This is a genomic window from Variovorax sp. NFACC27 (assembly GCF_048301545.1).
Taxonomy (GTDB): domain Bacteria; phylum Pseudomonadota; class Gammaproteobacteria; order Burkholderiales; family Burkholderiaceae_C; genus Variovorax; species Variovorax gossypii.
In genome coordinates, this window is the sequence record NZ_CP157613.1 from 1,939,484 (window position 1) to 1,962,362 (window position 22,879).

Genomic DNA, 22,879 nt, shown 5'->3' on the forward strand with positions numbered 1-22,879 from the left:
GCGCAGGGTGAGTCCCCTACTGTTGGATCAGGTGCTGAAACAGGGGAGAGGGTGGCGAAGTTAGCGCCCTTGCATCGAACGGCTGACGGGTCATGACACGGCGACGGTTCATGTGAAGGCCTTCCCAGGATGGGCTAGGTCTATCCAGCTCGGGTTCATGGATAGGGATTAACAGCGTTTCTATAGATAGCAGAGGTGCCTATGACAACTCAAACTGCAAGCTACGACATCTGGCCCGGCATCGGCCTTTCCGAAGAGCCATTCGACTGGGTGAAGTTCACCGGCTCTGCTGCTCTGAGCGCCAAGAGCACGGCCAACGTGGATCGTCGCCGGAAGGAGGGCAAGGACTTCAGCACCTTCCATGGCATCAGCAGAAAGTCGGACGAGCTGAGCGCCCGCGGCGCGCCGAAGACTATGCGCGGCCGAGTGAATCCCTCCACAGGCTATGGCAATGCCCGCCGCCCAGAGAGCCACAGCGGACGTATCCGCGCTGCACTGGCCGGCGGTCCGATGACCCGAGCCCAGATCTGTGCGGCCACCGGCGTCAAGCCGTCGCACATCACCGCCTACATGAAGAACGATGTGGACAAGGGCCGCGTCATCCTGATTGCGGTGGAGGGCGAGTACCAGAAGTTTGCATTGGCGGAGGCTGCATGAACTGCCTCAACTGCTCCAACTGGAGCCTCAAGCACTCGCCTTTGCGCGTCTACGGCTTCGGCACATGCAAGGCCGCGCCTGTCGCTGAGCAGGCCTGTCGCACGTTCTCCGCCCTCAACGAATGCCGCATCGGCAAGTTCACTCAAGCGCCGGCCGACACAGTGGCGAAGCGGGAAAAGGTGATCGCATGACCAACGATCTGCGAGACCCCAACAAGGCGGCCGACTACATCATCGCCAACGCTGGGAAGTTCGCCGCAGCGAAGGCCCAGCGCGTCTACCTGGAGGAATTCAGGAAGTCCAAGAAGGCAATTCTGATGGGTCAGAGCGCCGCCAAGAGCTCCGTCGAGCGCGAGCAGTACGCCTACGCCCATGAAGACTATCTGGCGTTGCTTGGCGGTCTCAAAGCAGCGGTTGAAGTTGAAGAGAAGCTGCGCTGGGACCTGATTGCAGCACAGGCGCGGATCGAGATTTGGCGCACCCAAGAAGCAAGCAACCGAGTGCAGGACAGGAGCACCCGATGAGGCGCGCAGCCAAGGTCGACGCCAACCAAACGCAGATCGTCTCGGCCCTGCGCGCGGCTGGCGTGTCTGTGCAGAGCCTCGCCGCCGTCGGCAACGGAGTGCCAGACCTCCTGTGCGGCTTTCGCGGCAAGTTGTCGCTGCTTGAGGTGAAGGACGGCAGCAAGTCGCCCAGCGCACGAAAACTGACGCCAGACCAGGTGGACTGGCATGCAATCTGGGCCGACATGCCGTTGTTCGTGGTGGAGACACCCGAGCAGGCACTCAAGGCACTTGGGGTGATCGCATGACGTTCGCCCGCAAGCCCTACATCCGCAAGCAATCTAGCGTGATGGCGATGGCCGAACGCGCCGGTTTGGGGCTTAAGCCCAATGGAGCTCGTAACGCGGTCTTGGCGTTCTGTGGCGGCTCGAATCAGCCGGCACCAAAGACTACCCGCGCCGCCATCGGCGTGCTTGAGCATCTGCACAAGTCCCGGCTTGTCGAACTGGGCTGCATGTGCTGCCAGATGGCGCTGGGCGTTTTCACACCAGGCGTGGAGTTGCACCACCGCCGCGCCGGCATGGGCTGGGGGAAGGGCGACTGGCTGACCCTGATTCCGCTCTGCCCGGAGCACCACCGCGGCGCTACTGGCGTCCATGGCCTTGGCACGAAGGGCTTTCCAAAGCACTACGGCTTCACCGAGCAGGACATGTTGGACAAGGCGCTGCAGCTTTTGAACATCAACGCAATGCCCACTGGGCAGAAGGAAGACCATGACAAACAAGACCTCTGACGACTTGATGGTTGGCGCTGCTGCTGGCGCTCTTGCCCTGATTCTTGGAGTGCCGTTCGTTGCCGCAACTGTTGCCATTGCGGCCATATGGAGCGGATATGTTTTCCATCTGCTGTGGCTCTGGTTCATCGTGCCAACGTTCAGCCTCCCAGCCTTGTCTATCCCGCTCGCCGTAGGGGTTTCGTTGACTGTCAGCTTCATTGCTCGCGGTCAAAGCCCAAGCGAAAAAGGGAAGCCTTGGTGGAAAACGTTTCTTGAAGTCCTGCTGCGTCCTGCGTTCGTGCTTCTTATTGCTTGGATCGTCAAGGGATTCATCTAAGGAGCGCGCATGATGCACAACGACAGTGACGCCATCCTCGACGATCTCCTGAGCCGTTGGCACCACTGGATGAAGGACAAGCCGATCAACGGCGTGGACCGACTGGATGACCCAGCATTCAGGGACGCTCAGAGCCGCAGCGGATGGGATTCGGCCGATGACTTGCTCGACGGTCACCTGGAAGCCGTGAAGATGCAGGCCATCGACTTCCACGTCAGCGGGGATGCCAGGGGGCAGGGCGGCATGCCAGAGCCCTACCGTGCAGCGATCTACTGCCTTGCGCGGAACTGCTACACGGGGCGCAAGGTGTGGATGAACCCTCGATTGCCTCGTGACCCTCAGGAGAGGGGCGTGGTGCTGATGGAGGCCAGAAACATGCTGGTAATGCGGCTGTTGGCTGCAGGCGTCATGTGAAATAGTGGTTGACGCCAATATTCTTTTTTGAGATAGTGCCAGTCGTGGGGCGTTGGTGCGCCCAAAACAAGCCGCTCGGTAGCAATGCCCAGCGGCTTTTTCGTTTGCGCCTCCATTCGGTACTGCGAACGACAGCGAGTGACCAAGACAGGCGCTGTGAAGCTACCCCGACGCCGCCCGGCGCTCCCTAAATAGGGCGGTGACATTGTTTCCGCCCGGCCGAGGCTCGCTGCACACATTCAATGCCGCAGGTCGTCCTCGCGCCGTGGCACCCCTTAGAAAACGCGCGGCTGATAGTTCCAGATCGCGTTGATTGCCTCTATCGGGGGTTGATCCCAATCGGTAACGACGCCGCCTGATGCGTCTATGACTGCCAGTTTGTCGTTCCTATCCATGTGCACGATTACATGGTTGTAGGCCTCATTCGCGCTAAGCGGCGTGCTTACGTAAAACAGTGAGTACTGAAACTGGTGCCATTGCCCAAGTGAGCGTATCGCGTCCCGAACTACATCGTAGTTTTGGCCAGGTGCCATTAAGTCATAAGCGATGAAGAGATTTGCCATTGCTGCCTCCTGTGGTTAAAGGAACTGGTTAGTAGTGTCTTGTGAGTAGAAAGTTCTTGCTTTTATTTTCCAGAATCAAGGAAGTTTTTCCTCGTTTTCAAACCCGGCAACCCACTGACATGGCGGACTTCCTCGTCCGCTCGTGAAGGCCAAGCCGGCCCGTGCAGTCGTCGGGCAAGACGCCGCCTGCCAGCCAGCCGTGGGAGACCACCTGAGCGTCTTCCTCCCGCCCAGCCCTCGGCTGTGCTGTGCCCCATCGAAAGAACCCTATGACACTCACGAAGAAGCAACAGCGATTCGTGAACGAGTACCTGATCGACCTGAACGGCAAGCAAGCAGCGATTCGCGCCGGCTACACCGTAAGGCGAGCGGAAGTTACCGCATCGGAATTGATCGCAAACCGTAAGGTTTCGGAAGCAATCGCACAGAAGATGGTCGTTCGTGAGAAACGAACGGAGATCACGCAGGACCGTGTCCTCAAGGAGTTGGCGCGTATTGCCTTCTTCGATCTGCGCAAGCTATACCGTGAGGATGGCTCGCTGAAGGACATGCACGAACTGGACGACGACGCCGCAGCTGTGCTGGCTGGGGTGGATGTGGTCGAGACCAAAGGGAACGCCGAGGTTGGTGGGCCTGCTGGACTTCGACATCAACCCGAGTTCGTCAAGAAAGTGAAGATTCCCGACAAGGTGGCAGCCCTCTCGCTTGCCATGCGCCATCTCGGCATGCTGAAGGACAAGGTGGAGCACTCAGGCGGCCTGACCCTTCGTCGCAGCGCACAGGAACTGACGGATGACGAACTCGCAGCCATCGCAGCAGGAGGCGGCGAGGGAGCTGCTGATCAGGCGTAAGGCCCGATCTGACATTCAGCGCTACGTCAGCGCGATTGATGTTCCAGGGCGGCCCGTAAGCGAGGATGACCCAGACACTGAAATTTTCCAGCCCGTCGAAGTTGCGCTTGCTCATCACCACCGGCTGCTCCTACAGAAGCTGGACGAGGTAAGTAAGACGCCTCACGGCCGGATGATGGTGTTCATGCCGCCTGGCAGTGCAAAGAGCACCTATGCCTCGGTGGTGTTCCCGTCGAAATATCTGGGTGAAGTCGGTAAGCGGAAGCTGATCCTGGCGAGCTATGGCGACGACCTGGCACGCAAGATGGGCCGGCGCACTCGCTCCATCGTCAAGCAGCCGCGCTACAACGGCATCTTCAAATGCGGCCTGACCGTTGAGTCACAGGCCGCGCAAGAGTTTTCGCTGACTAATGGCAGCGAGTACATGGCTTGCGGCATCTTGGGGGGCGTCACTGGCAACCGTGCCAACGGAATCATCATCGACGACCCGATTAAGGGCCGCGAGCAGGCGAACTCCGAGACGGTGCGCCAGAAGACGTGGGACGCCTACGAGGACGACCTGAAGACTCGGTTGATTCCGGGTGGCTGGATTGTGCTGATCCAAACTCGTTGGCATGAGGATGATTTGGCTGGCCGCATCCTGCCTGAAGGCTGGAACGGCGAGAGCGGAAAGATCCTTTGCAAGGATGGAAATTACTGGGAGGTTCTGTGCCTTCAGGCGCGCTGCGAGGTCGACAGTGACCCGCTGGGACGTTCCCGCGGCGAGTACCTCTGGCCTGAATGGTTCGACCACAAGCACTGGGCTCAGTTTGAGCAGAACGCGCGGACGTGGTCGGCGCTCTATCAGCAGCGTCCCTCGCCGCTTGATGGAGACCTGTTCAAGCCCGACCAGATCAAGGTTCTTGACGCGCTGCCCGCTGGGTACGTCAAGTGGGTGCGCGGCTGGGACTTGGCGAGTACGACTGATGGTGACTGGACAGCAGGCCTGCGACTGGGCCGCACCGACGACGGGCGATTCATCGTTTCCGACGTGCGACGCATGCGCGTCGGGCCGGATGAGCGCGATGCAGCCATGGTCAACACTGCCGCAATGGATGGGCGCTCAACCAAACAGAGCATTCCTCAAGACCCTGGGCAGGCCGGCAAGACGCAGGTTCTCTATCTGACCCGTGCGATGGCCGGCGCCTCGGTGGTGAGTTCGCCGGAATCGGGCGACAAGATTACGCGCGCAGAGCCTGTCGCTGCACAAGTGAACGTCGGCAATGTGTCGGTGCTTCGAGGGGATTGGAACAAGCCCTTCATCGACGAACTGCGCAGTTTCCCAAATGGTGCGTATGACGACCAGGTCGATGCGCTCTCGCGAGCATTCGCTGAGTTGATCGGAAAGACACGTATGAAGATCAACGACGACCTGCTGGGCCGCGCATGAAGCGAACGACCCGTCAACGCCCGCGTTCTGTCGCGGAGACGCCTACGCCCGCGCAGAAGCTGGCGATCAGCTATGCCGCGCTGGTGAAGTTCGCCACCACCGAGCCTGAACCAGTCAAGCGCAAGATCGAGGCGCCGAAGCTCATGCCGGGCGTGGTGCCAGAGGGTGCGAAGACTGACCCAGGCTACATGGCTCTGGATTCGGCTGGATGTTCGCGTCTCTACGACTACGCAAATCAGAGCGCTCTGTGCGGCCAAGGCTTCCCAGGCTATCCGTACCTGTCGGAACTGACGCAGCGCAGCGAGTACCGCAGTCCGTCCGAGACAACCGCCACCGAGATGACCCGGAGGTGGATCAAGATCACTTCGCAGGGCGACGGCGACAACTCGGCCAAGATCGAAGAGATTGAGGGCTGGTTCAAGCGGCACAACATCCGTGACCTGTTCCGGGTGGCTGCTGAGCAGGATGGCTTCTTTGGCCGCGCGCAGATCTACATCAACGTCAAGGGCGTGGATGACGAGTCGCGCAAGCTGCCGCTGGTGATCGACAAGGCGACGATCCAAAAGGGCTCGATCCTCGGTTTCAAGAACATCGAGGCGCTGTGGACGACTCCCTACGCCTACAACTCGGACAACCCGATAGCGCCGGACTTCTTCAAGCCGACGAGCTGGTTCATTCTGGGCAAGCAGACCCACTCCAGCCGCCTGCTGTCGTTCATCAGCCGGGAAGTGCCGGACATGCTGAAGCCGGCCTACAACTTCGGCGGCATGTCGATGTCGCAGCTGATGGAGCCCTATGTGAATGCGTGGCTCCGGACGCGGGATTCGGTGTCCGACCTGCTGCACTCGTTTTCCATCAGTGGCGTCGCTACCAACATGGGCGACACCCTTGCTGGCGGTAGTGGCGACGACATCTTCAAGCGGGCGCAACTGTTCAACCAGGTGCGCGACAGCCGAGGGCTGATGCTGCTGGACAAAGACACGGAAGAGTTCTTCCAGTTCAACACGCCGCTTTCGAGCCTGGACAAGCTGCAGGCACAGAGTCAGGAGCACATGGCGGCTCCGAGCCACACGCCGCTGGTGAAGCTGTTGGGCATCACGCCTACGGGCCTGAATTCCTCGTCTGAAGGCGAAATCGCCGTCTATTACGACTACATCCGGGCGCAGCAGGAGAACATCTTCACGCAGCCGCTGGACAAGGTGCTCCGCATCTGCCAGTTGGACCTGTTCGGCGAGATCGACGATTCGATTGGCTTCGAGTACGTGCCGCTGGTGGAGCTGGACGGCGAGGCCCTGGCCCGTGTACGCAAATCCGATGCTGATGCTGGTGTGGCGTACATCGCCGCTGGCGTGGTCAGCCCTGAAGAAGAACGAATCCGACTCGCTTCCGATCCGACCAGTGGCTATACGTCTCTGGATGCGTCGGATGTGCCGGAGCCGCCATCAGACCCTGACCAGAAGCCTCCAGGCGAGGAGTTGGGCGATGAGCCGTAAGTTGGTCTCTCCGACAGGGAAGGACATCAAGCTCAAGGCCATCCATGCCAACGCCGGAATCGAGGCGAAGTACCGCAAGGAGCTTCAGGCCCTCATCGCGGAGATGTCCAACTCGGTCATCTACTGGACGCGAGCGGCCTGGAAGAAGGATGACCCGATCCTGGCGCAGGACAGGCTGAGAAGGCGAGAGCCGCTGGTTGACCTGCGTCGCACGATGGACCGTCTGGGCAAGCACTGGCAGAAGCGATTTGACGACGTATCGGAGAAGCTGGCCAAGGTCTTCGTAGACGGTGCCACGGCAACGACAGACGCGGCAATGATGGCCTCGCTCAAAGAGGCGGGGTTCACGGTCCGGTTCCGGATGACCCAGGCGGCCAAGGAAGGCTATCAAGCCGTCCTCCGGGAAAACGTCGGGCTCATCCGATCGATCCCCGCCGAGTACCTGAAGAGCGTTGAAGGCGATGTCTTCCGAGCGGTGAGCCAAGGCTACGACCTCCAGGCGCTCACCAACAAGCTGCACCAGAACTACGGCGTCACCAATCGGCGCGCCACGATCATCGCGCGCGACCAGTCGAACAAGGCCAAGGCGGTCATCGAGAACGTGCGCCGCAAGGAATTGGGCATCGAAACGGCCATCTGGCAGCACAGCGGAGGAGGGCGGGAGCCCAGACCCTCCCATGTGGCAGCCAGCGGCAAGACATTCGACCTTACCAAGGGCATGTATCTGGATGGCGAATGGGTGCTTCCCGGGCAGGCGATCAATTGCCGGTGTACGAGCAGGGCGGTGATCCCTGGATTTGAGGACGATTGAGATGCCTGAACTCGCTTTTGACCGCTCGGCCCGATCTTTCGACAAGGACGGGCGCATGCATGTCGAGATGACGCACATCTCGAAGGCGATGGTCTGCCCATATCTTGGCAAAGAAATCCCTGACCCCGAAGGAAAGCTGGGTCTGGACTCAGGCAGGGTCTACATGCTTCTGCGCGACCCTCAGGAACTCGAAAAGGGCGCGCCGACCTTCGCACGTCTGCCAGTGCTGATCCAACACGTTCCAGTCAATGCCCACGAACCGCGCCGCGATCTAGTGGTGGGAACGACAGGCAGCGACCCGGTGTTCGCCTCGCCCTACCTAGATGTGTCCCTAGCAATCTGGGATGCCATCGGAATTGCTGGCGTGGAAACCAAGGACCAGACCGAACTGAGTAGTGCGTATCACTACCGCGCTGACATGACGCCGGGTGTCTACGAAGGCACGCGGTACGACGGAATCATGAGGGACATCGTGGGCAACCACGTTGCCCTTGTTGATGTGGGCCGAGCAGGCCCTGACGTGGTCGTAGCAGACCGAAATCCCTTTAACAAGGACCCAAAGATGAAATCCACGCAACGGCTTATTGCCGCAAAAGCAGATGCGCGTAAGGCGTTGTCTGGGCTGATCGCTCAGGACGCTGATCTGGCGGATCTGGACAAGGTGCTCGATGCCCTCGCAGGCGGTGAGCTCAGCGAACTCGCCGAAGACGAAACCGACGACGAGCTCTACGAGGACGATCCGGACAACCCGGGTAAGCGCCGCAAGAAGGCTGTCGCACAGGACGAGCCGCCCAAGACCGAAGACACCCCCAAGGCACCCGAGGTGACCAAGGCCGCCATGGACAAGGCGATTGCCGCCGCATCTGACGCCACCGCCAAGCGCGTTCGTGCCGAGATGGAGGCCCTGCACACGGCCCGCAAGGAAGTCGCTCCGATGGTTGGCGAGGTCGCGCTGGACAGCGCCGAAGCCGTCTACAAATTCGCGCTCGACCAAGCCAAGGTCGATGTAGCGGACGTGCACCCATCTGCCTACCGCGCCCTCGTGAAGATGCATCTGGCCGACAAGCCCAAGGCATCGACGCAGCTGGGCATGGACTCTGCCAGCGCCAAGAAGGTGGCCGAGCAGTTCCCCAACCTGAGCCGTTTCGGCCGCGTGATCTAAGGAGCACGACATGACCTTTCAGACTCAAGTCAACCTTCAGCCCGCGCCGGCCGTAGAGGGCGATTTCGCCTCGGCCAATCCGCGCGCTACCGTCCTCGCCGGGCCTGGCGCGCTGGTCTCCGGCGCTGCTGGCGTCACGGTGGGCCAGTTCGCCTGGGCAGATGCCAATGGCGTGGTCAGCAATGCCTACGGCAGCGGTGGCCGCATCGGCTTCGTGCACCGTGAGCAGCAAGCCCTGATCACGATCTTCCTGGCTGAAACCAGCATGGTCGTGCCCCAAGGCTTCCCGATCACCCTCCACCAGGCGGGTGACTTCTGGGACAAGTTCGCGGGCGGCGCATCCATCGGTCAAAAGGTCTACGCCAGCTACGCTGACGGCTCGGCCTCGGCTGCCGCTACCGGCACGCCGCCGACCAACGCGCTGATCGTGGCCAACACCGCGACCAACACCACGCTGACGGTCACTGCCAACACTGGCGCGCCCATCGTGGTGGGCCAACCGATCTCGGGCGCTGGCATTCAAGCGGGCACTGTGATCTCTGCTCTGGGCACTGGCACTGGTGGCGCCGGCACGTACACCCTGAGCCTCGCCACCACGGCTACGGCCACGGGCGTGACGATCACGGCCCAGACCGCCAAGGAAACCAACTTCGTGGTCCAGTCGGCCGCGGCAGCTGGTGAGCTCGCAAAAATCTCCACCTGGGGCTAAACCATGAACAACCCTGCATTCCAACGCCTCGCCGAAGACGCCGGCATTCTCTTCCCCGGCTCCATGGACTTCCTGCCCGAGGGTGTGACTCACAACCTCGATCTGGCGATGGATGCCCAGCCCGGTCTGGTCACGGTGTCGAACGCTGGCATCCCGGCTTTCCTCTCCAACTACGTCGATCCCAAGATCGTCGAAGTACTCGTCGCACCCATGAAGGCCGCTGTGATCGCTGGCGAGGCCAAGAAGGGCGACTGGGTGACCGACACGGCCACTTTCCCGGCCATCGAATCGACTGGTGAGGTCTCCAGCTACGGCGACTACAACCAGAACGGCTCGGTTGGCGCCAACGCCAACTTCAACCAACGCCAGAGCTACCACTACCAGACCATCACCCAGTGGGGCGAGCGGGAGCTGGAGCGTGCCGGTCTGGCGAAGATCGACTGGGCCTCGCGCCTGAACATCGCCTCGGTGCTGGTGCTCAACAAGTACCAGAACCAGACGTACTTCTTCGGCGTCTCTGGCCTGAAGAACTACGGCCTCCTGAACGATCCGAGCCTTCCGGCTTCGATTGCGCCCACCGCCCAGTGGAATCTGGCTGGCACCACGGCCGATGTCGTCTACGAGGACATCCGCCGCCTGTTCGTCCAGCTCCAGACCCAGGCCAACGGCACCATCGACACGGACACCAAGATGTGCCTCGCGATGTCTCCGACGCTGTCGGTTGCTCTGAACAAGACCAACCAGTACAACGTGAACGTCTACGACCAGGTCAAGAAGAACTTCCCGAACATCCGCTTTGAGACCGCGCCCGAGTATTCGACCCAGGCCGGCCAACTCGTGCAGCTGATCGCGGAGAACGTCGAAGGCCAGGAGACCATGACGACGGCGTTCACCGAGAAGATGCGCGCACATGCCATCGTGCGCGCCACCTCCAGCTTCCTGCAGAAGAAGTCGCAGGGCACCTGGGGAACGGTCATCTTCCGTCCGGTGCTGGTTGCATCGCTCCTCGGCGCCTAAGCCGACTGCCCGCCTAGACAGCGGGCTCCCCCATTCACAGAGCCCGCCGCGTGCGGGCTTTTCTCATTGGAGATTCGAAACATGGCAACAGTGGTTGTGGGCTGCAAGCTCCCGAACGGCATCATCCTGGAAAAGGACGACAAGCGTGTCGTTCTGCGTGGCGCGAACTCGGCCACCATCGTCGGCGGTCACGGCATCACCGAGAACGTGGACAAGGAGTTCTTCGACGCCTGGATGGCTTCGAACAAGAACCTTGACTTCGTGCGCAATGGCTTCGTGTTTGCACACGAGAAGGCCCAGAGCACGACGGCCGAAGCCAAAGATCGCCAGGACGAGAAGACCGGCTTGGAGCCGCTCGAACCGAAGGCCAAGCCCAAGGACGTGACGGACTTGAGCAAGGACTGATTCCATGGCAGTCGTCGTCTTCGATCCTGCAGCGTTCAAGCTGCGGTATCCCGAGTTCAGCGCGGTGACCGATCAGGTCCTTGGCCTGTACTTTGCGGAGGCGACGCTCTACCTGGACAACACCGATTGCAGCCGCATCAGCGATGTCAACCAGCGCGCCTTGCTTTTGAACATGTTGACCGCCCACATCGCGGCCCTGAACGGATCTGGTGTGAACGGTGCCGGCGCTTCTGGCATGGTTGGGCGGCTCAGCTCGGCCACTGAAGGCAGCGTGACTGCCTCCACAGAGTACGTCGTTGCGAACAACGGGACGATGGCCTGGTATCTGCAGACGCCCTATGGCGCCCAGTACTGGGCGGCGACGGGGCGCTATCGGACCATGCAGTACGTGCGGTATCAACCGAGGTGCTACTGATGACTTCCCTGAAAGGCGGGAATCATCTTCAGGAGAAGCTGAAGGCCATGGCTGAGCAGCTTTCCAAAGGGAAGCTGTTGCGGGTCGGGTTCCTCGAAACCGCGAAATACCCGGATGGGACCAACGTTGCTCAGGTTGCCTACTGGAACGAGTATGGCACCAAGACGGCGCCTCCCAGGCCCTACTTTCGGGGCATGCTCGCCAAGAAGAAGATGAAGTGGGGGAACGCCGTTGCGGCCAACCTCAAGGCTACCGACTACGACTTCGACAAGACGATGAATCGTATGGGTGAGGGGATCAAGGATCAACTCGTTCAGTCCATCGTCGAGACCAGTTCACCGAAGCTCAGCCCGATCACGATCATGCTGCGAGGCATGCGCTACAACGATCCGTCACTTCAGGTGACGGGGAAGGTCGTCGGTGAGGCTGCTGCCCGTGTGGATGCAGGGAAGACCAACTATGGCGCGCCCGAGAAGCCCCTGATCTGGACCGGCGACATGCAGCGCAGTGTTGCCTATGACCTGGAGGGCGGCGAATGAATTTGCACAGCATCGTTCGCAGCGCGATCACTACGGTCAATCCGGACATTCAAGCCACGCTACTTCGCAGCGACGGCTATGTCACAGCTCCAGGCGGCAAGCAGGTTCCGAAGTTCTTGAGCTTCTCTGGAAAGATCCAGGTCCAGGGCGTCAGTGCCAAGGACCTGCAGCACACAGATTTCCTGAACATTCAGGGCGTTCTGCGTACCGTCTACCTGCTAGGCAACTGGGCCGGCGTGGTGCGAGCTGACCAGAAAGGCGGCGACATCATGAAGTTTCCGCAGATCCCGGGGGCGCTCACGCAGGATTGGCGAGTAGTGAGCATCAAGGAGACTTGGCCCGACTGGTGCAGCGTTATCGTCAACCTGCAGACGGGGACGATCACGCCATGACCGCGACCATTACTCCCGCACAGGCTGACATGTTCGTCGTGCTTCAGGCATTCATCATGGATGTGCTCGGCCTGGACATGGATCATGTGGTGCAGGGAATTGGCAATGGCGTTCCCATGCCTCTAGGCGGGTTCGTCGCGATGACCGAGCTGTTTCAGAACCGGCTGGCGACGAACGTCTCCAGCTACTCGGACCCAACGCCAACCACCGGCACGAAGGACACCACCCAGGCCACCCAGGTGACAGTGCAGCTGGATTGCTACGGGCCGAACTCGGGCGACTGGGCCTCGATCCTGTCCACGATGCTGCGCGATGACTACGGCTGTGACGCACTAGCACCCGCTGCACAGCCTCTGCACGCAGACGATCCGAAGATGGTTCCCCTTGTGAACGGTGAAGAGCAGTACGAGCAGCGCTGGACCATCACTGCACTACTGCAGATCAACCCCGTCGTCTCGACGCCGATGCAGTTCTTCGACCAAGCCAATGTTGGCGTTGTCGAAATCGATACCCATTTCCCGCCCTGAGTGGCGCCTCAATTTCGGTAAGCAGCCCGCCTTGTGCGGGCTTTTTCTTTTGGAGTCTCCATGACTATTCCTGCCGACCAAATCGTGAAGGTGAACCCAGGCGTTCTGGCTGCGGCCGGGAGCGCCGTGGACCTGAACGGTCTGATTCTGACCAACAGCACATATCCGCCTATTGGGGCTGTGGTTCCGTTCGCTCTTGCTGCCGACGTGGGCGCCTATTTTGGCAACCAGTCTGTCGAAAAGCAGATGGCCGACATCTACTTTGCCGGCGTGACCAACGGCACCAAGACCCCGGGCCTGCTGTACTTCGTGCAGTACCCCGTCGCGAGCGTGGCGGCGTACCTGCGCGGCGGCTCGCTCGCAAGCATGACGCTCACGCAGCTGAAGGCGCTGACGGGCTCGCTGACCATCGTTGCTGATGGCGTGAGCAAGACGGCCGCTTCGATCTCGCTTTCGGCTGCGACCAGCTTCTCGAACGCTGCCACGATCATCCAGGCGGCCTTCACGACGCCCGGCTTTACGGTCACCTACGACTCGATGCGTTCCGCCTTCGTTGTGACTTCCAGCACCACGGGCGTGACTTCAACCATGGCCATCGCCACTGGCACCATTGCGGCTGGCCTGGCGCTCACTACGCAGACGGGTGCTGTCCTTTCGCAGGGCGCCGTGGCCGGTGTGCCGGCGACCAACATGGAAGCGGTTGTGGCCGCGACCATCAACTGGGCATCCTTCACCACTACCTGGGAGCCGGTGACGGCCGACAAGACGGCCTTCAGCATCTGGGCGAACTCCAAGGGGCCGCGCTTTGCCTACGTAGGCTGGGACACCGATGTCAACGCCAAGGTGCAGGGCAACACCACCACCTGGGGCTACTACCTGCAGGCCAACCAGGTCGAAAGCTCAGTTCCGGTCTATGGCGACCAGACCCATGCAGCCTTCGCCATGGCATGGGCCGCGTCGTTGGACTTCGACCGTCTGAATGGCCGTTCGACGCTGGCATTCAAGGCACAGGGCGGCCTGATTGCCTATGTCACCAATGCTTCGGATGCAGTTGCACTGAAGGCAAACGGCTACAACTTCTACGGTGCCTACGCTACTGCGAAGGACAACTTCGTCTTCATGTACGCAGGCGCGATTTCGGGCACCTGGACCTGGGCTGACACATTCTTCAACCAGATCTGGCTGAATGCCAATCTGCAACTCGCAATGATTCGGCTGCTGCTGAGCGTCGGCTCAATCCCGTACAACACCCAAGGCTACTCGCTGGTCAACGCCGCCTGCTTGGACCCCATCAATGCTGGTGTCAACTTTGGCGCTATTCGCACCGGGGTGGCGCTGTCTGAATCGCAGAAGGCGCAGATCCAGAACGCGCTCGGCTTCGACGCAAGTCCGGCGATCTTCGCCAAGGGCTATGTGCTGCAGATCGTTCCCGCAACCGCGGCGATACGGGTGGAGCGTGCCAGCCCGAGCATGACTCTCTACTACGCGGACGGCGGCAGCATCCAGCAGCTGACGCTTGCCTCCATCTCCATCCAGTAAGGACCGACGACCATGGCAACCATTACCGCTGCGAACAGCACTTTCACCCTGGCCGTGGCTGACCTTTACCCGTCGCCGCAGCCCATTCAAGGTTTTGCGGCAGATGACGCTTTCAGCACGGACGCACTCGACTTGGCCGAAGTGGTCATGGGAGTTGACGGGTACATGTCCTCTGGCTTCGTCTTCAATCCGATTCGGATGCCAGTCACGATCATGCCGACTTCGCCTTCGCTGGTCGTCTTCAACACCTTGGTGTCGGCAATGCAGACGACCCGAGAAGTCTTCCGCTTGGACGGCACCATCTGGCTTCCCTCGATTCGAATGAAGTTCACACTCCAGAACGGAGTTCTCTCAAGTGGTAAGCCTTTGCCTGATGTCAAGAAGGTGTTGCAAGCTGTGCAATACGGTATTACCTGGAACATGATCGTTGGGGAGCCGTACTAATGGCCCGCAAGACGGCGAAGGTCACGATAGACGCAGAGGGGCGCGACAAGGGCAAGGTCTTCGTCATCACCGAGATGCCGGCGGCCCAGTCCGAAGAGTGGGCCGGCCGCGCGTTGTTCGCGATGCTCAATGCTGGCGTGGAGATCCCGGACAACCTGGCAGAAGCTGGTTTGGCCGGAATCGCCGCACTGGGCATCGGCGCGCTGACCAAGGTTCATTTCGACGCTGTGAAGCCGCTGCTGGACGAGATGTTCGACTGCGTGCGCATCCAGCCGAACCCGAAAGACGCGACTATCGTGCGCGAGCTCGTCGAGGATGACATCGAGGAAGTGGCAACCCGTCTGACCCTACGCAAGGCAGTCTGGGGGTTGCATGTGGATTTTTCTTCCGCCGCCAGCTCATCGACTTCGGGCCAAGCCTCGGCGGCACCGAAACGCGCCTGATTGACTACGCGAACATCCCTTGCGCAATAGGGCGCGTGGTTTCCAGCCGACATGCCACTTTGGCGGAGCTCCAAACTGTTCTAGGGGCAGAAGACCTCTACAACCTGTTGGAAATCATCGCTGTAGACAACCACAACTCCAACCTGCGCAACTCGAAGGAATGACATGGCCACTGTGATCGATGCTTTAGTGGTCACCCTCGGTCTCGATGCGGCCAAGTTCAAGAAGGGCTCCAAGGAGACCGACGAGGCGCTGGACAAGACTTCTGGCAAGGCGAACAAGGCAAACAAGGACATGGAGGCTTGGGGCAAGAACGCCGCTTCCTCCATGTCCAAGCTTCGCAACGAAGTGCTCGGGCTGCTGGCCGTCTTTACAGCCGGCATAGGCATCAAGCAGTTCGTGGAGAACACCATCTCCTCGACCGCAAGCCTTGGTCGGATGTCGCAGAACCTGGACATGTCGGCGAAGTCGCTGGCCCAGTGGCAACTGGCGAACAAGAACGCTGGCGGCTCGGTCGAAGGGATGACGGCACAGCTTCAAGAGGCACAGAAGGCCGTCTCTGATTACCGGCTGGGCATCTCGAATTCGGCGAACGCTGGCTTCTGGTCTACCGGTCTTGCGAAGGATTCGGACTTTAAGAACGCGGAAACGTTGCTTCGCGCGCGCGCGAATGCAGTCCAAACTATCACCTCAAAGTGGGGTGTAGGCATCGGGCGGACGAAAGCCGCCGAGATGGGCATTAGCGAGGATACGTTCAACCTGCTGAAGCAGGGTGCAGCGCAGGTGGACAAGGTCCGTGACTCAGTTGAGAAGCTGGCCGAAGCTCAGGCGCGTGCGTCAGCTCCTGCAGAAGCGTTCCGGCAAAAGTGGGATCTGGTTCAGGGCAAGCTGCAAGCAGTCGGTGTCACGATTGTTTCGAAGCTCTTGCCCTACCTTGAACGATTCGCGACATGGCTGGACCAGAACCAAGACAAGATCGAGGCATGGGCAATCAAGGCCGTTGCCGCTATTGAAGGATTCGTGAAGTTGGCCGACAAGGCTGCCGAGTCCGTCGGCGGCTGGAAAAACGTACTGATCGCGCTGCTGGCGCTCAATGTGCTCTCGGCTGTGGCGCCATTCGCCGCGCTGGCTGCTTCCCTCCTGAGTGTTGGCAACGCCCTTGGCGTGATCGGCGGAACGGCCGGAACGAGCGCCCTGGCCGTGCTGGGCAAACTGGGAGCATCAGCCGCCGCTCTCGGCGGTGGCTACTGGCTTGGGTCGAAGCTGAATGACCAACTGGGGAAGTCTGATGCGGGACGGTCCATCCAGAAGGCCATCGGGGACGCCGGCCTCAGGATCTTCAGGAATGCAACCTTCGGACTCTTCGAGCGGGAGGGTGTGACGCTCTCGGCTGATTCGCAAGCCCGCGCAGGACTTGCCTCTGGCGCGCCGAACGCAGCACCAAGCCCATCAACTGCGGCAGCCACGACTGGAGCAGGACCAGCAGCATTCGCGGCCAAGTACGGCGCTGCTGCAGCGAAAGCCGGCGCCGCGCTTGGCGTGGATTCGCGCGCGATCCTCGGCCAGTGGGGTCTGGAAACTGGATGGGGGAAGTCGATCATTCCAGGTACGAACAACCTGGGGAACATCAAGGACTTCTCCGGCTCTGGAGTTTCCGCCAAGGACAACATGACCGGGAGCGTGGACAAGTACCGCGCATATGCCTCGGCTGATGCCTTTGCCGACGACTACATCTCCCTGATCAAGCGCAAGTACCCTGGAGCGGTGGGGGCAACCTCTGCTGAAGCATTCGCCCAAGCTCTGAAGAAGGGTGGTTATGCCGAGGATCCGGCCTACGTGAGCAAGATGGCCCGCGCGTCTCAGATGGCAGGACTGGGTGGCGCTGCCGGGGCGACCGGCGCGGCTCAGGTGTCCCAGGCTGCGGCTCCTCGCGCAAACACCCGGGGCAGTGGCAGCACAACGACTGTTGAGACGAACTTCAACGGCCCCATCACCGTGACGACCCAGGCAAAGGATGCCGAGGGAGTCGCTGGCGGGATGGAGCAGGCCCTGAGCAAGCGGACATTCGCGGCTCAGGCCAACACTGGACTGTCCTGATGCCTCTGATCGAGTTTCCCGACGTTCCCGATGTGGCCGGTGTTCCTGCGCTCTTGCGCAATATCGCCGAGCCCATCGTGAATGCTGTGCTGAGCCCAATGGCTGGATCGGTCTCTGATGCGGCATTGCCGCGCCCGGTCTGGGGCATCTTCGACCAGAACGGCGCGAAGGTTCTGAATCCGGATTCGTTCCTAGGAATCGACTTCCACCAAGACACACGGGTATCGACCTATCCGCAGGAGCAGGGCGCCTTTGCCAGCTACAACAAGGTAGGCACCCCCTACGACTGCCGGATTCGGATGGCTGTCGGCTCTGATGAGACTGCGCGGACATCCTTCCTGGCGACCTGTGACGGGATGCTGAACAGTATTGATCTCTTCTCAGTGGTAACGCCGGAGGTGACCTATCCACGCGCCACTCTCCAAAGCTACGACTATCGCCGCACCGACAAGAACGGTGTGAGCATGCTGACGGTGGAGCTCGACTTCATCGAGGTGCGCATCACGGCTACGGCTGACTTTTCGCAGATCGACGAGCCGCAGGAGCCGGCCGCGGCGGATGCCGTGAGTGACGGTCAGGTTCAGGCCACCCCGGTGACCCAATCGACCGTTACTGCGGTCGATCTGCCGCCGCTTCAGACGGGTGGCGTGACAGGATCATGGTGACGCAATGAAGACCATCCCTTTGCAGGCGGTCCCGTCTCAGACCTTGAACGTGCTGCTGAACCAGCAGCAGTGCCAAGTTGCGATCTACCAGAAGACGACAGGGCTGTTCTTTGACCTGTCGATCAACAACAACCCAGTGGTCACCTCTGTGATCTGTCGGGATCGCACCAGGCTGGTACGGCAGGTCTACCACGGGTTTAGTGGGGAGCTCGCCTTTGCCGACATGCTGGGGCGTACTGATCCCGAATACTCGCAACTCGGCAGTCGCTTTGTGCTGGTGTATCTGGAGCCGGCCGACCTACTTTAGAGGCTGGAACTGCGACTGAAAGTCGAACATGCACCTAGAGGAAACGGCAAGTTCGTTGGTTGCAATGGGCTCCAATGCGAAATTCGGATCGAAGTAGACGCCATTGATCAGCTCCTTCATCCGCTTATCTGTGAGGAAGTTTCGTTCGTTGTTGGGGAACAGACGCTTCATTTTCTTGAATGTCACCTCTGGCGGCGTGTTCTGGTTCCTTGAACCGACAGCCTGGGACAGGAAGAAAGCGAAGTCGCGGCAGTACTTCTGCTTCTCCACGACTGCTCGCCTTTCGACCTCAGTCATCTGAGGGGACTGGCCATTGTTGAGTGCCAGTTGTAGCTCTTTGATTCGCTCGTTGCCCACACTGGCGATGCTTGACCCGCTCGACTGAGCCCAAGCGTTCAGAGCCACGAGCAAGAGGGCGGCAGCAACTTTTCCTGGGTGCATTGATGACTCCATTCGTGAAGCGAAAGATTGATGTGACGATCAATCTCGGAGAGGGTGCATTTGGCGAGCAGAAGGGGCCGGATGTAACGCTTTCCGGTCACAGAGTATCGCTAAGTCTGGCGCTGATGGGCGGTGAATCGCAACCAGCGTCCCACATGCGGATCTTCGGCATGCCGCTGGACCGGATGAACCAGCTGACCTGCATTGGAACGGTTCAGCAGGAGATTCGGAAGACACAAGTGCTCATCGCCGCAGGCGATGAGGGCGGCCCGATGTCTGTGGTCCACATGGGAACCATCCTCACAGCATTTGCGGAGATGAACTCGGCACCAGAGGTGGCCTTTGATGTGACCTCGCAGACGGGCCTGTTTGAGGCGGTAAAGCCTGTGAATGCCAGGAGCTACAAGGGACCGGCTGACGCGGCGGACATCATGAAAGACTTGGCTGGTGACATGGGCGTTGCGTTTGAGAACAACGGCGTTTCCGTAATCCTTCAGAACCCGTATTTCCCAGGATGCTCGCTGGCTCAGGTTCAGCGGTGTGCCAATGCCGCGCGGATCGACTACTCGCTAGACCGTGGGAGCCTGGCAATCTGGCCGAGGAACGGCGCAAGACGACTTGGCGGCGACATCAGGGTCGCCAAAGACAGCGGAATGGTGGGCTATCCCACGTTCAGCAGCCAAGGGATCATGGTGCGCACGCTCTTCAATCCTGATGTGGTCCTCGGGGCATCGATCAGCGTCGAAACAGACCTTACCCCCGCGGCGGGGCGCTGGAAGGTCGTTGGGTTGGCCCACACACTTGAAAGCGAAGTGCCCAACGGCGCTTGGTTCACAGACATGTATTGCAACCGGGACTTTGCCAATGAGTGACCAAGGCTACGCCGGGCAGCAGAGACTGTCCGATTCGCTCGGGGACTTCAATCCGGTCCGGGCAATTGTGATGGCGCTCATGTCGCAGATGTTCACGGCGACCGAAGCGCGCGTCGTCGCCTGCACGAACAGCGGCGGCCTATCGCCTGTGGGCTTTGTCGATGTGCAGCCATTGGTGAATCAGCTCAACGGAGAGGGCAAGGCCACGCCCCACAACATCCTGCACAACCTGCCGTACTTCCGACTTCAGGGCGGCAAGAATGCTGTGATCATCGATCCAGAAGTGGGAGACATCGGCATCGTGGTGTTCGCAGACCGCGACATCTCAGCCGTGAACAACAGCAAGGATCAGGCGAACCCAGGCTCTGGTCGCCGCTTCGACATGGCGGACGGCATGTTCATTGGCGGCGTGCTCAATGGCACCCCAGAGCAGTACGTTCAGTTCAACAGTGGCGGCATCCACGTCCACTCGCCTACGAAGATCAAACTCACAGCTCCAGACATTGAGATCATTGCTGGCAACTCGATCACCAGCACCGCGACCACGGTGCAGACCACCGCATCTGCCTCCATCACAGACAACGCCCCCATCGCAACCACGAATGCCCCCGTCATCGGGTTGAACGGCAATGTGACGCAAACCACGGGCGGTGGAACTGCGGGTGTCACGATGCAGGGGCCGGTTCATGTGATCGATCAGATCAAGTCCGACACCGAGGTCATTGCTGTAACGACGCCCCTCCATACGCACGTCCACACAGGCGTGACTGCTGGGGGTGCAAATACGGGCGGACCGACACCATGAAATCCATCCTGCTCGACCGGACTGCCTGGGATCTGGTGATGGATGCTGCGGGGAACATTGCTGCGGCCACCAACCCCTATTCCATCGCGCAGGATGTCGCAAACGCCTGTCGGCTCTTCGCTGGAGAACTCTGGTATGACACGACCAAGGGTATTCCGTACTTCAGCCAGATCCTCGGCCATCAGCCGCCCCTTTCTCTGGTGCGCGCTCGGCTCGTCGAGGCCGCGCTGACGGTCCCGGGTGTCGTCTCAGCGCAGGTTGTCATCACCCGATTCGAAAATCGGGTGATCGAGGGCCAAGTTCAGTTCATCGATACCACTGGCGCATCTCACGGCGTCACGTTCTAGGAAATCCGAATGGCAACAACCAATGTGCCAGGCGTGCAGTTCACGCCGGCAGGGATCGTGCTGCCCGCTGAATCTGCAATCCTGGCTGGTGTGCAGGCCGACCAGAACCTTGCTTTTGGTGGCGGCCTGAACCCCGCACTTGAGACTCCCCAAGGACAGCTTGCGTCCAGCACCACCGCGATCATTGGCGACAAGAACGACCAGATCGCACTCCTGCGCAACCAGATGGACCCGGACCAGAACAGCGGGGTCTGGCAGGACGCCATCGCACGCATCTACTACATCGACCGCAAGCCGGCGATTCCCACGGCGGTGCAATGCGACTGCATGGGCGCTGCAGGCGTGATCATCCCAGTGGGCGCCCAAGCGAAGGATTCGGCCGGCAACATCTACGTGGCTACCGCCGCAGGCACGATCCCAGTGGGCGGAACGATCTCGCTGCCTTTCGCTTGCACGGTCAACGGCCCCGTCATCTGTCCAGCTGGAACCCTGACAACTATCTATCAGTCGATTCCCGGATGGGACCGCATCAACAATCCGGGAGACGGTGTTCCGGGCGCAGATGTAGAAAGTAGGGCGGATTTCGCCTATCGGCGTCAGCAATCGGTGGCCCTCAACGCCAAGGGATCTCTGCCATCGATCTATGCCAACGTCTTCAACGTGGACAACGTGATCGATGTGTGCGCGCGTGAGAACGTGACCAGCGCAACGATCAACGTCGGCTCTACGAACTATCCACTGGTTCCGCATTCTCTCTACGTTGCTGTCGTTGGTGGTGCTGCAACCGACATCGCCCAGGCGATCTGGCTCAAGAAGGATGTAGGCTGCGACTACAACGGAAACACGGTGGTGAACATCACCGACAACAGCGGGTACAACCAGCCGCTGCCGACCTACGCGGTGAAGTTCATGATCCCGCCGTCGCTGCCGATCAAGTTCGCCGTGCAGCTCGTCAATAGCCCGCTGCTGCCATCGAACATCGTGGCGCTGGTTCAGAACGCGATCATCAATGCCTTCAATGGTGTGGATGGCGGTTCTCGTGCGCGGATTGGCTCTCTGCTTTTGGCCAGCCGCTACTACGGCCCGGTTTCGCTGATTGATCCCTCTGTCTCGGTCTTGTCGATTCTGCTCGGTAGTTCGACTCCGACGCTGACCTCTCAACTGGTGGGAGTGGACCAGTTCCCGACCGTTACATCCGCCAATATCTCAGTGATGCTGGTCTGATATGGAAAACGTCATTCGCACGGTCATCAGCCAGTATGGCAACAGCCCGACCTTGCTTCGGCTCATCGAGAACATGGATGCGTACATCGATCCTCAGGCTGACATCCAGACGTTCTACGACTACTGCTGGAACGTGGACTCGGCACAGGGGTTTGGTTTGGACATTTGGGGGCGCATTGTTGGGGTTGGGCGAGTGCTCAAGATCCCGGCGAGCCCGGACCAGATCGGTTTCCACGACGGACCTGGCGTCCCTTTCAACCAAGCGCCATTCAATGGGGGCATCCCATCCACGCAGAACTACAGCCTGAGCGATTCGGCATACCGCACGCTGATTCTGGTCAAGGCGCTTGCCAATATCTCTGACTGCAGCGCTAGAAGCTTCAACCAGTTGTTGCAGAACCTGTTTTCAGGGCGTGGACGCTGCTATGTGGTCGATACCGGAAGCATGACGCTGCGCTATGTCTTCGAGTTTTCGCTTGAGCCATTCGAGCAGGCCATCGTCTTGAACTCGGGGGTGTTCCCTCGTCCTGCTGGAGTGCAAGGGTTCGCTATGCAGGTGAACGCTGCAGACACCTTGGCTTTCAACGGAGGCAGTGGGCAGCCCTTCGGTCAAGGGGTGTTCAACAGCATGAGCAACCTCCTTCCGACCGCCTGAGGTCTATCAGTTCTCTGCCACCAGCCGCCTTAGGGCAGCTTT

At 60.2% G+C, this 22,879-nt stretch carries 32 protein-coding genes; 30 read left to right on the forward strand and 2 right to left on the reverse strand.

Features of this window, described 5'->3' with window-relative positions:
- Positions 1–201: 201 nt before the first annotated feature.
- Genes ABL840_RS09105 through ABL840_RS09135 form a run of 7 tightly spaced genes read left to right on the forward strand, consistent with a single transcriptional unit; the run spans position 202 to position 2,685 of the window.
- On the forward strand, positions 202–657 hold the full coding sequence (locus ABL840_RS09105) for a hypothetical protein (protein WP_093305927.1): 456 nt from the start codon (positions 202–204) through the stop codon (positions 655–657).
- Entirely contained in the window at positions 654–848 is a 195-nt protein-coding gene (locus tag ABL840_RS09110; protein ID WP_093305925.1) for a hypothetical protein, read from the forward strand. Before ABL840_RS09105 ends, ABL840_RS09110 begins: the two co-directional genes overlap by 4 nt.
- Positions 845–1,180, forward strand: a complete 336-nt coding sequence (locus ABL840_RS09115; protein WP_093305923.1) for a hypothetical protein — start codon at positions 845–847, stop codon at positions 1,178–1,180. The genes ABL840_RS09110 and ABL840_RS09115 overlap by 4 nt, the downstream gene beginning before the upstream one ends.
- Positions 1,177–1,467, forward strand: coding sequence for a hypothetical protein (locus ABL840_RS09120; RefSeq protein WP_093305921.1), 291 nt, complete (start codon positions 1,177–1,179; stop codon positions 1,465–1,467). The genes ABL840_RS09115 and ABL840_RS09120 overlap by 4 nt, the downstream gene beginning before the upstream one ends.
- Entirely contained in the window at positions 1,464–1,952 is a 489-nt protein-coding gene (locus ABL840_RS09125; protein ID WP_093305919.1) for a Ref family recombination enhancement nuclease, read from the forward strand. Before ABL840_RS09120 ends, ABL840_RS09125 begins: the two co-directional genes overlap by 4 nt.
- A complete protein-coding gene (locus tag ABL840_RS09130) occupies positions 1,933–2,271 on the forward strand; it encodes a hypothetical protein (protein WP_093429351.1) in 339 nt (112 codons plus the stop codon). Before ABL840_RS09125 ends, ABL840_RS09130 begins: the two co-directional genes overlap by 20 nt.
- A 9-nt stretch (positions 2,272–2,280) precedes the next feature.
- Complete coding sequence (locus ABL840_RS09135) at positions 2,281–2,685, forward strand: hypothetical protein (RefSeq protein ID WP_093305916.1); 405 nt, start codon at positions 2,281–2,283, stop codon at positions 2,683–2,685.
- 275 nt (positions 2,686–2,960) lie between these two features.
- On the opposite strand, the gene ABL840_RS09140 is transcribed toward ABL840_RS09135, so the two are convergent.
- A complete protein-coding gene (locus ABL840_RS09140; RefSeq protein ID WP_093305914.1) occupies positions 2,961–3,248 on the reverse strand; it encodes a hypothetical protein in 288 nt (95 codons plus the stop codon).
- A gap of 269 nt (positions 3,249–3,517) precedes the next feature.
- Between ABL840_RS09140 and ABL840_RS09145 the strand changes: the two genes are divergently transcribed.
- From ABL840_RS09145 to ABL840_RS09230, 18 genes are all read left to right on the forward strand, one after another.
- Positions 3,518–4,099: a terminase small subunit gene (locus ABL840_RS09145; protein ID WP_093305912.1), complete on the forward strand. Its 582-nt coding sequence runs from the start codon at positions 3,518–3,520 to the stop codon at positions 4,097–4,099.
- Positions 4,041–5,528 (forward strand): phage terminase large subunit, encoded by a 1,488-nt coding sequence (terL, locus tag ABL840_RS09150; RefSeq protein ID WP_093305910.1) that lies wholly within the window; start codon positions 4,041–4,043, stop codon positions 5,526–5,528. The genes ABL840_RS09145 and terL overlap by 59 nt, the downstream gene beginning before the upstream one ends.
- Positions 5,525–7,021 (forward strand): DUF1073 domain-containing protein, encoded by a 1,497-nt coding sequence (locus ABL840_RS09155; protein WP_093305908.1) that lies wholly within the window; start codon positions 5,525–5,527, stop codon positions 7,019–7,021. Before terL ends, ABL840_RS09155 begins: the two co-directional genes overlap by 4 nt.
- The gene (locus ABL840_RS09160; RefSeq protein WP_093305906.1) at positions 7,011–7,832 is read left to right on the forward strand and encodes a phage minor head protein; all 822 of its coding nucleotides are present in this window, start codon (positions 7,011–7,013) and stop codon (positions 7,830–7,832) included. Before ABL840_RS09155 ends, ABL840_RS09160 begins: the two co-directional genes overlap by 11 nt.
- A 1-nt stretch (position 7,833) precedes the next feature.
- Positions 7,834–8,994 (forward strand): DUF2213 domain-containing protein, encoded by a 1,161-nt coding sequence (locus ABL840_RS09165; RefSeq protein ID WP_093305905.1) that lies wholly within the window; start codon positions 7,834–7,836, stop codon positions 8,992–8,994.
- A 10-nt stretch (positions 8,995–9,004) separates the two neighbouring features.
- Complete coding sequence (locus tag ABL840_RS09170; RefSeq protein WP_093305903.1) at positions 9,005–9,703, forward strand: structural cement protein Gp24; 699 nt, start codon at positions 9,005–9,007, stop codon at positions 9,701–9,703.
- A gap of 3 nt (positions 9,704–9,706) precedes the next feature.
- Positions 9,707–10,720, forward strand: a complete 1,014-nt coding sequence (locus ABL840_RS09175; RefSeq protein ID WP_093305901.1) for a DUF2184 domain-containing protein — start codon at positions 9,707–9,709, stop codon at positions 10,718–10,720.
- An 81-nt stretch (positions 10,721–10,801) separates the two neighbouring features.
- Positions 10,802–11,125 (forward strand): hypothetical protein, encoded by a 324-nt coding sequence (locus ABL840_RS09180; protein WP_093305900.1) that lies wholly within the window; start codon positions 10,802–10,804, stop codon positions 11,123–11,125.
- Positions 11,126–11,129: 4 nt separating this feature from the next.
- Positions 11,130–11,540, forward strand: coding sequence for a DUF4054 domain-containing protein (locus tag ABL840_RS09185; protein WP_093305898.1), 411 nt, complete (start codon positions 11,130–11,132; stop codon positions 11,538–11,540).
- The gene (locus ABL840_RS09190) at positions 11,540–12,079 is read left to right on the forward strand and encodes a hypothetical protein (RefSeq protein WP_093305896.1); all 540 of its coding nucleotides are present in this window, start codon (positions 11,540–11,542) and stop codon (positions 12,077–12,079) included. Before ABL840_RS09185 ends, ABL840_RS09190 begins: the two co-directional genes overlap by 1 nt.
- On the forward strand, positions 12,076–12,471 hold the full coding sequence (locus ABL840_RS09195; protein WP_093305894.1) for a hypothetical protein: 396 nt from the start codon (positions 12,076–12,078) through the stop codon (positions 12,469–12,471). The genes ABL840_RS09190 and ABL840_RS09195 overlap by 4 nt, the downstream gene beginning before the upstream one ends.
- A complete protein-coding gene (locus ABL840_RS09200) occupies positions 12,468–12,998 on the forward strand; it encodes an LIC_12616 family protein (RefSeq protein ID WP_093305892.1) in 531 nt (176 codons plus the stop codon). The genes ABL840_RS09195 and ABL840_RS09200 overlap by 4 nt, the downstream gene beginning before the upstream one ends.
- A 60-nt stretch (positions 12,999–13,058) precedes the next feature.
- Positions 13,059–14,537, forward strand: a complete 1,479-nt coding sequence (locus ABL840_RS09205; protein ID WP_093305890.1) for a DUF3383 domain-containing protein — start codon at positions 13,059–13,061, stop codon at positions 14,535–14,537.
- 12 nt (positions 14,538–14,549) lie between these two features.
- The gene (locus ABL840_RS09210) at positions 14,550–14,981 is read left to right on the forward strand and encodes a phage tail fiber protein (RefSeq protein ID WP_093305888.1); all 432 of its coding nucleotides are present in this window, start codon (positions 14,550–14,552) and stop codon (positions 14,979–14,981) included.
- The gene (locus tag ABL840_RS09215) at positions 14,981–15,424 is read left to right on the forward strand and encodes a hypothetical protein (protein WP_093305887.1); all 444 of its coding nucleotides are present in this window, start codon (positions 14,981–14,983) and stop codon (positions 15,422–15,424) included. Before ABL840_RS09210 ends, ABL840_RS09215 begins: the two co-directional genes overlap by 1 nt.
- Positions 15,425–15,589: 165 nt before the next feature.
- Positions 15,590–17,521, forward strand: coding sequence for a glucosaminidase domain-containing protein (locus ABL840_RS09220; RefSeq protein ID WP_093305884.1), 1,932 nt, complete (start codon positions 15,590–15,592; stop codon positions 17,519–17,521).
- Entirely contained in the window at positions 17,521–18,186 is a 666-nt protein-coding gene (locus ABL840_RS09225; RefSeq protein ID WP_093305882.1) for a phage baseplate protein, read from the forward strand. Before ABL840_RS09220 ends, ABL840_RS09225 begins: the two co-directional genes overlap by 1 nt.
- Positions 18,187–18,190: 4 nt before the next feature.
- Complete coding sequence (locus tag ABL840_RS09230) at positions 18,191–18,493, forward strand: phage baseplate plug family protein (RefSeq protein WP_093305880.1); 303 nt, start codon at positions 18,191–18,193, stop codon at positions 18,491–18,493.
- On the opposite strand, the gene ABL840_RS09235 is transcribed toward ABL840_RS09230, so the two are convergent.
- The gene (locus tag ABL840_RS09235; RefSeq protein WP_093305879.1) at positions 18,485–18,934 is read right to left on the reverse strand and encodes a hypothetical protein; all 450 of its coding nucleotides are present in this window, start codon (positions 18,932–18,934) and stop codon (positions 18,485–18,487) included. The genes ABL840_RS09230 and ABL840_RS09235 overlap by 9 nt on opposite strands.
- A 14-nt stretch (positions 18,935–18,948) precedes the next feature.
- Between ABL840_RS09235 and ABL840_RS09240 the strand changes: the two genes are divergently transcribed.
- From ABL840_RS09240 to ABL840_RS09260, 5 genes are read left to right on the forward strand one after another with little or no spacing between them, the layout of a single operon-like run.
- Positions 18,949–19,806, forward strand: coding sequence for a baseplate hub protein (locus ABL840_RS09240; RefSeq protein WP_418116234.1), 858 nt, complete (start codon positions 18,949–18,951; stop codon positions 19,804–19,806).
- On the forward strand, positions 19,799–20,611 hold the full coding sequence (locus ABL840_RS09245) for a Gp138 family membrane-puncturing spike protein (RefSeq protein ID WP_093305875.1): 813 nt from the start codon (positions 19,799–19,801) through the stop codon (positions 20,609–20,611). The genes ABL840_RS09240 and ABL840_RS09245 overlap by 8 nt, the downstream gene beginning before the upstream one ends.
- Positions 20,608–20,958, forward strand: a complete 351-nt coding sequence (locus ABL840_RS09250; RefSeq protein ID WP_093305873.1) for a hypothetical protein — start codon at positions 20,608–20,610, stop codon at positions 20,956–20,958. The genes ABL840_RS09245 and ABL840_RS09250 overlap by 4 nt, the downstream gene beginning before the upstream one ends.
- A gap of 9 nt (positions 20,959–20,967) precedes the next feature.
- Positions 20,968–22,182: a baseplate J/gp47 family protein gene (locus tag ABL840_RS09255; protein WP_093305871.1), complete on the forward strand. Its 1,215-nt coding sequence runs from the start codon at positions 20,968–20,970 to the stop codon at positions 22,180–22,182.
- Between the two features lies 1 nt (position 22,183).
- Positions 22,184–22,837 (forward strand): DUF2612 domain-containing protein, encoded by a 654-nt coding sequence (locus ABL840_RS09260; protein ID WP_093305869.1) that lies wholly within the window; start codon positions 22,184–22,186, stop codon positions 22,835–22,837.
- The last annotated feature ends 42 nt before the right edge of the window (positions 22,838–22,879 follow it).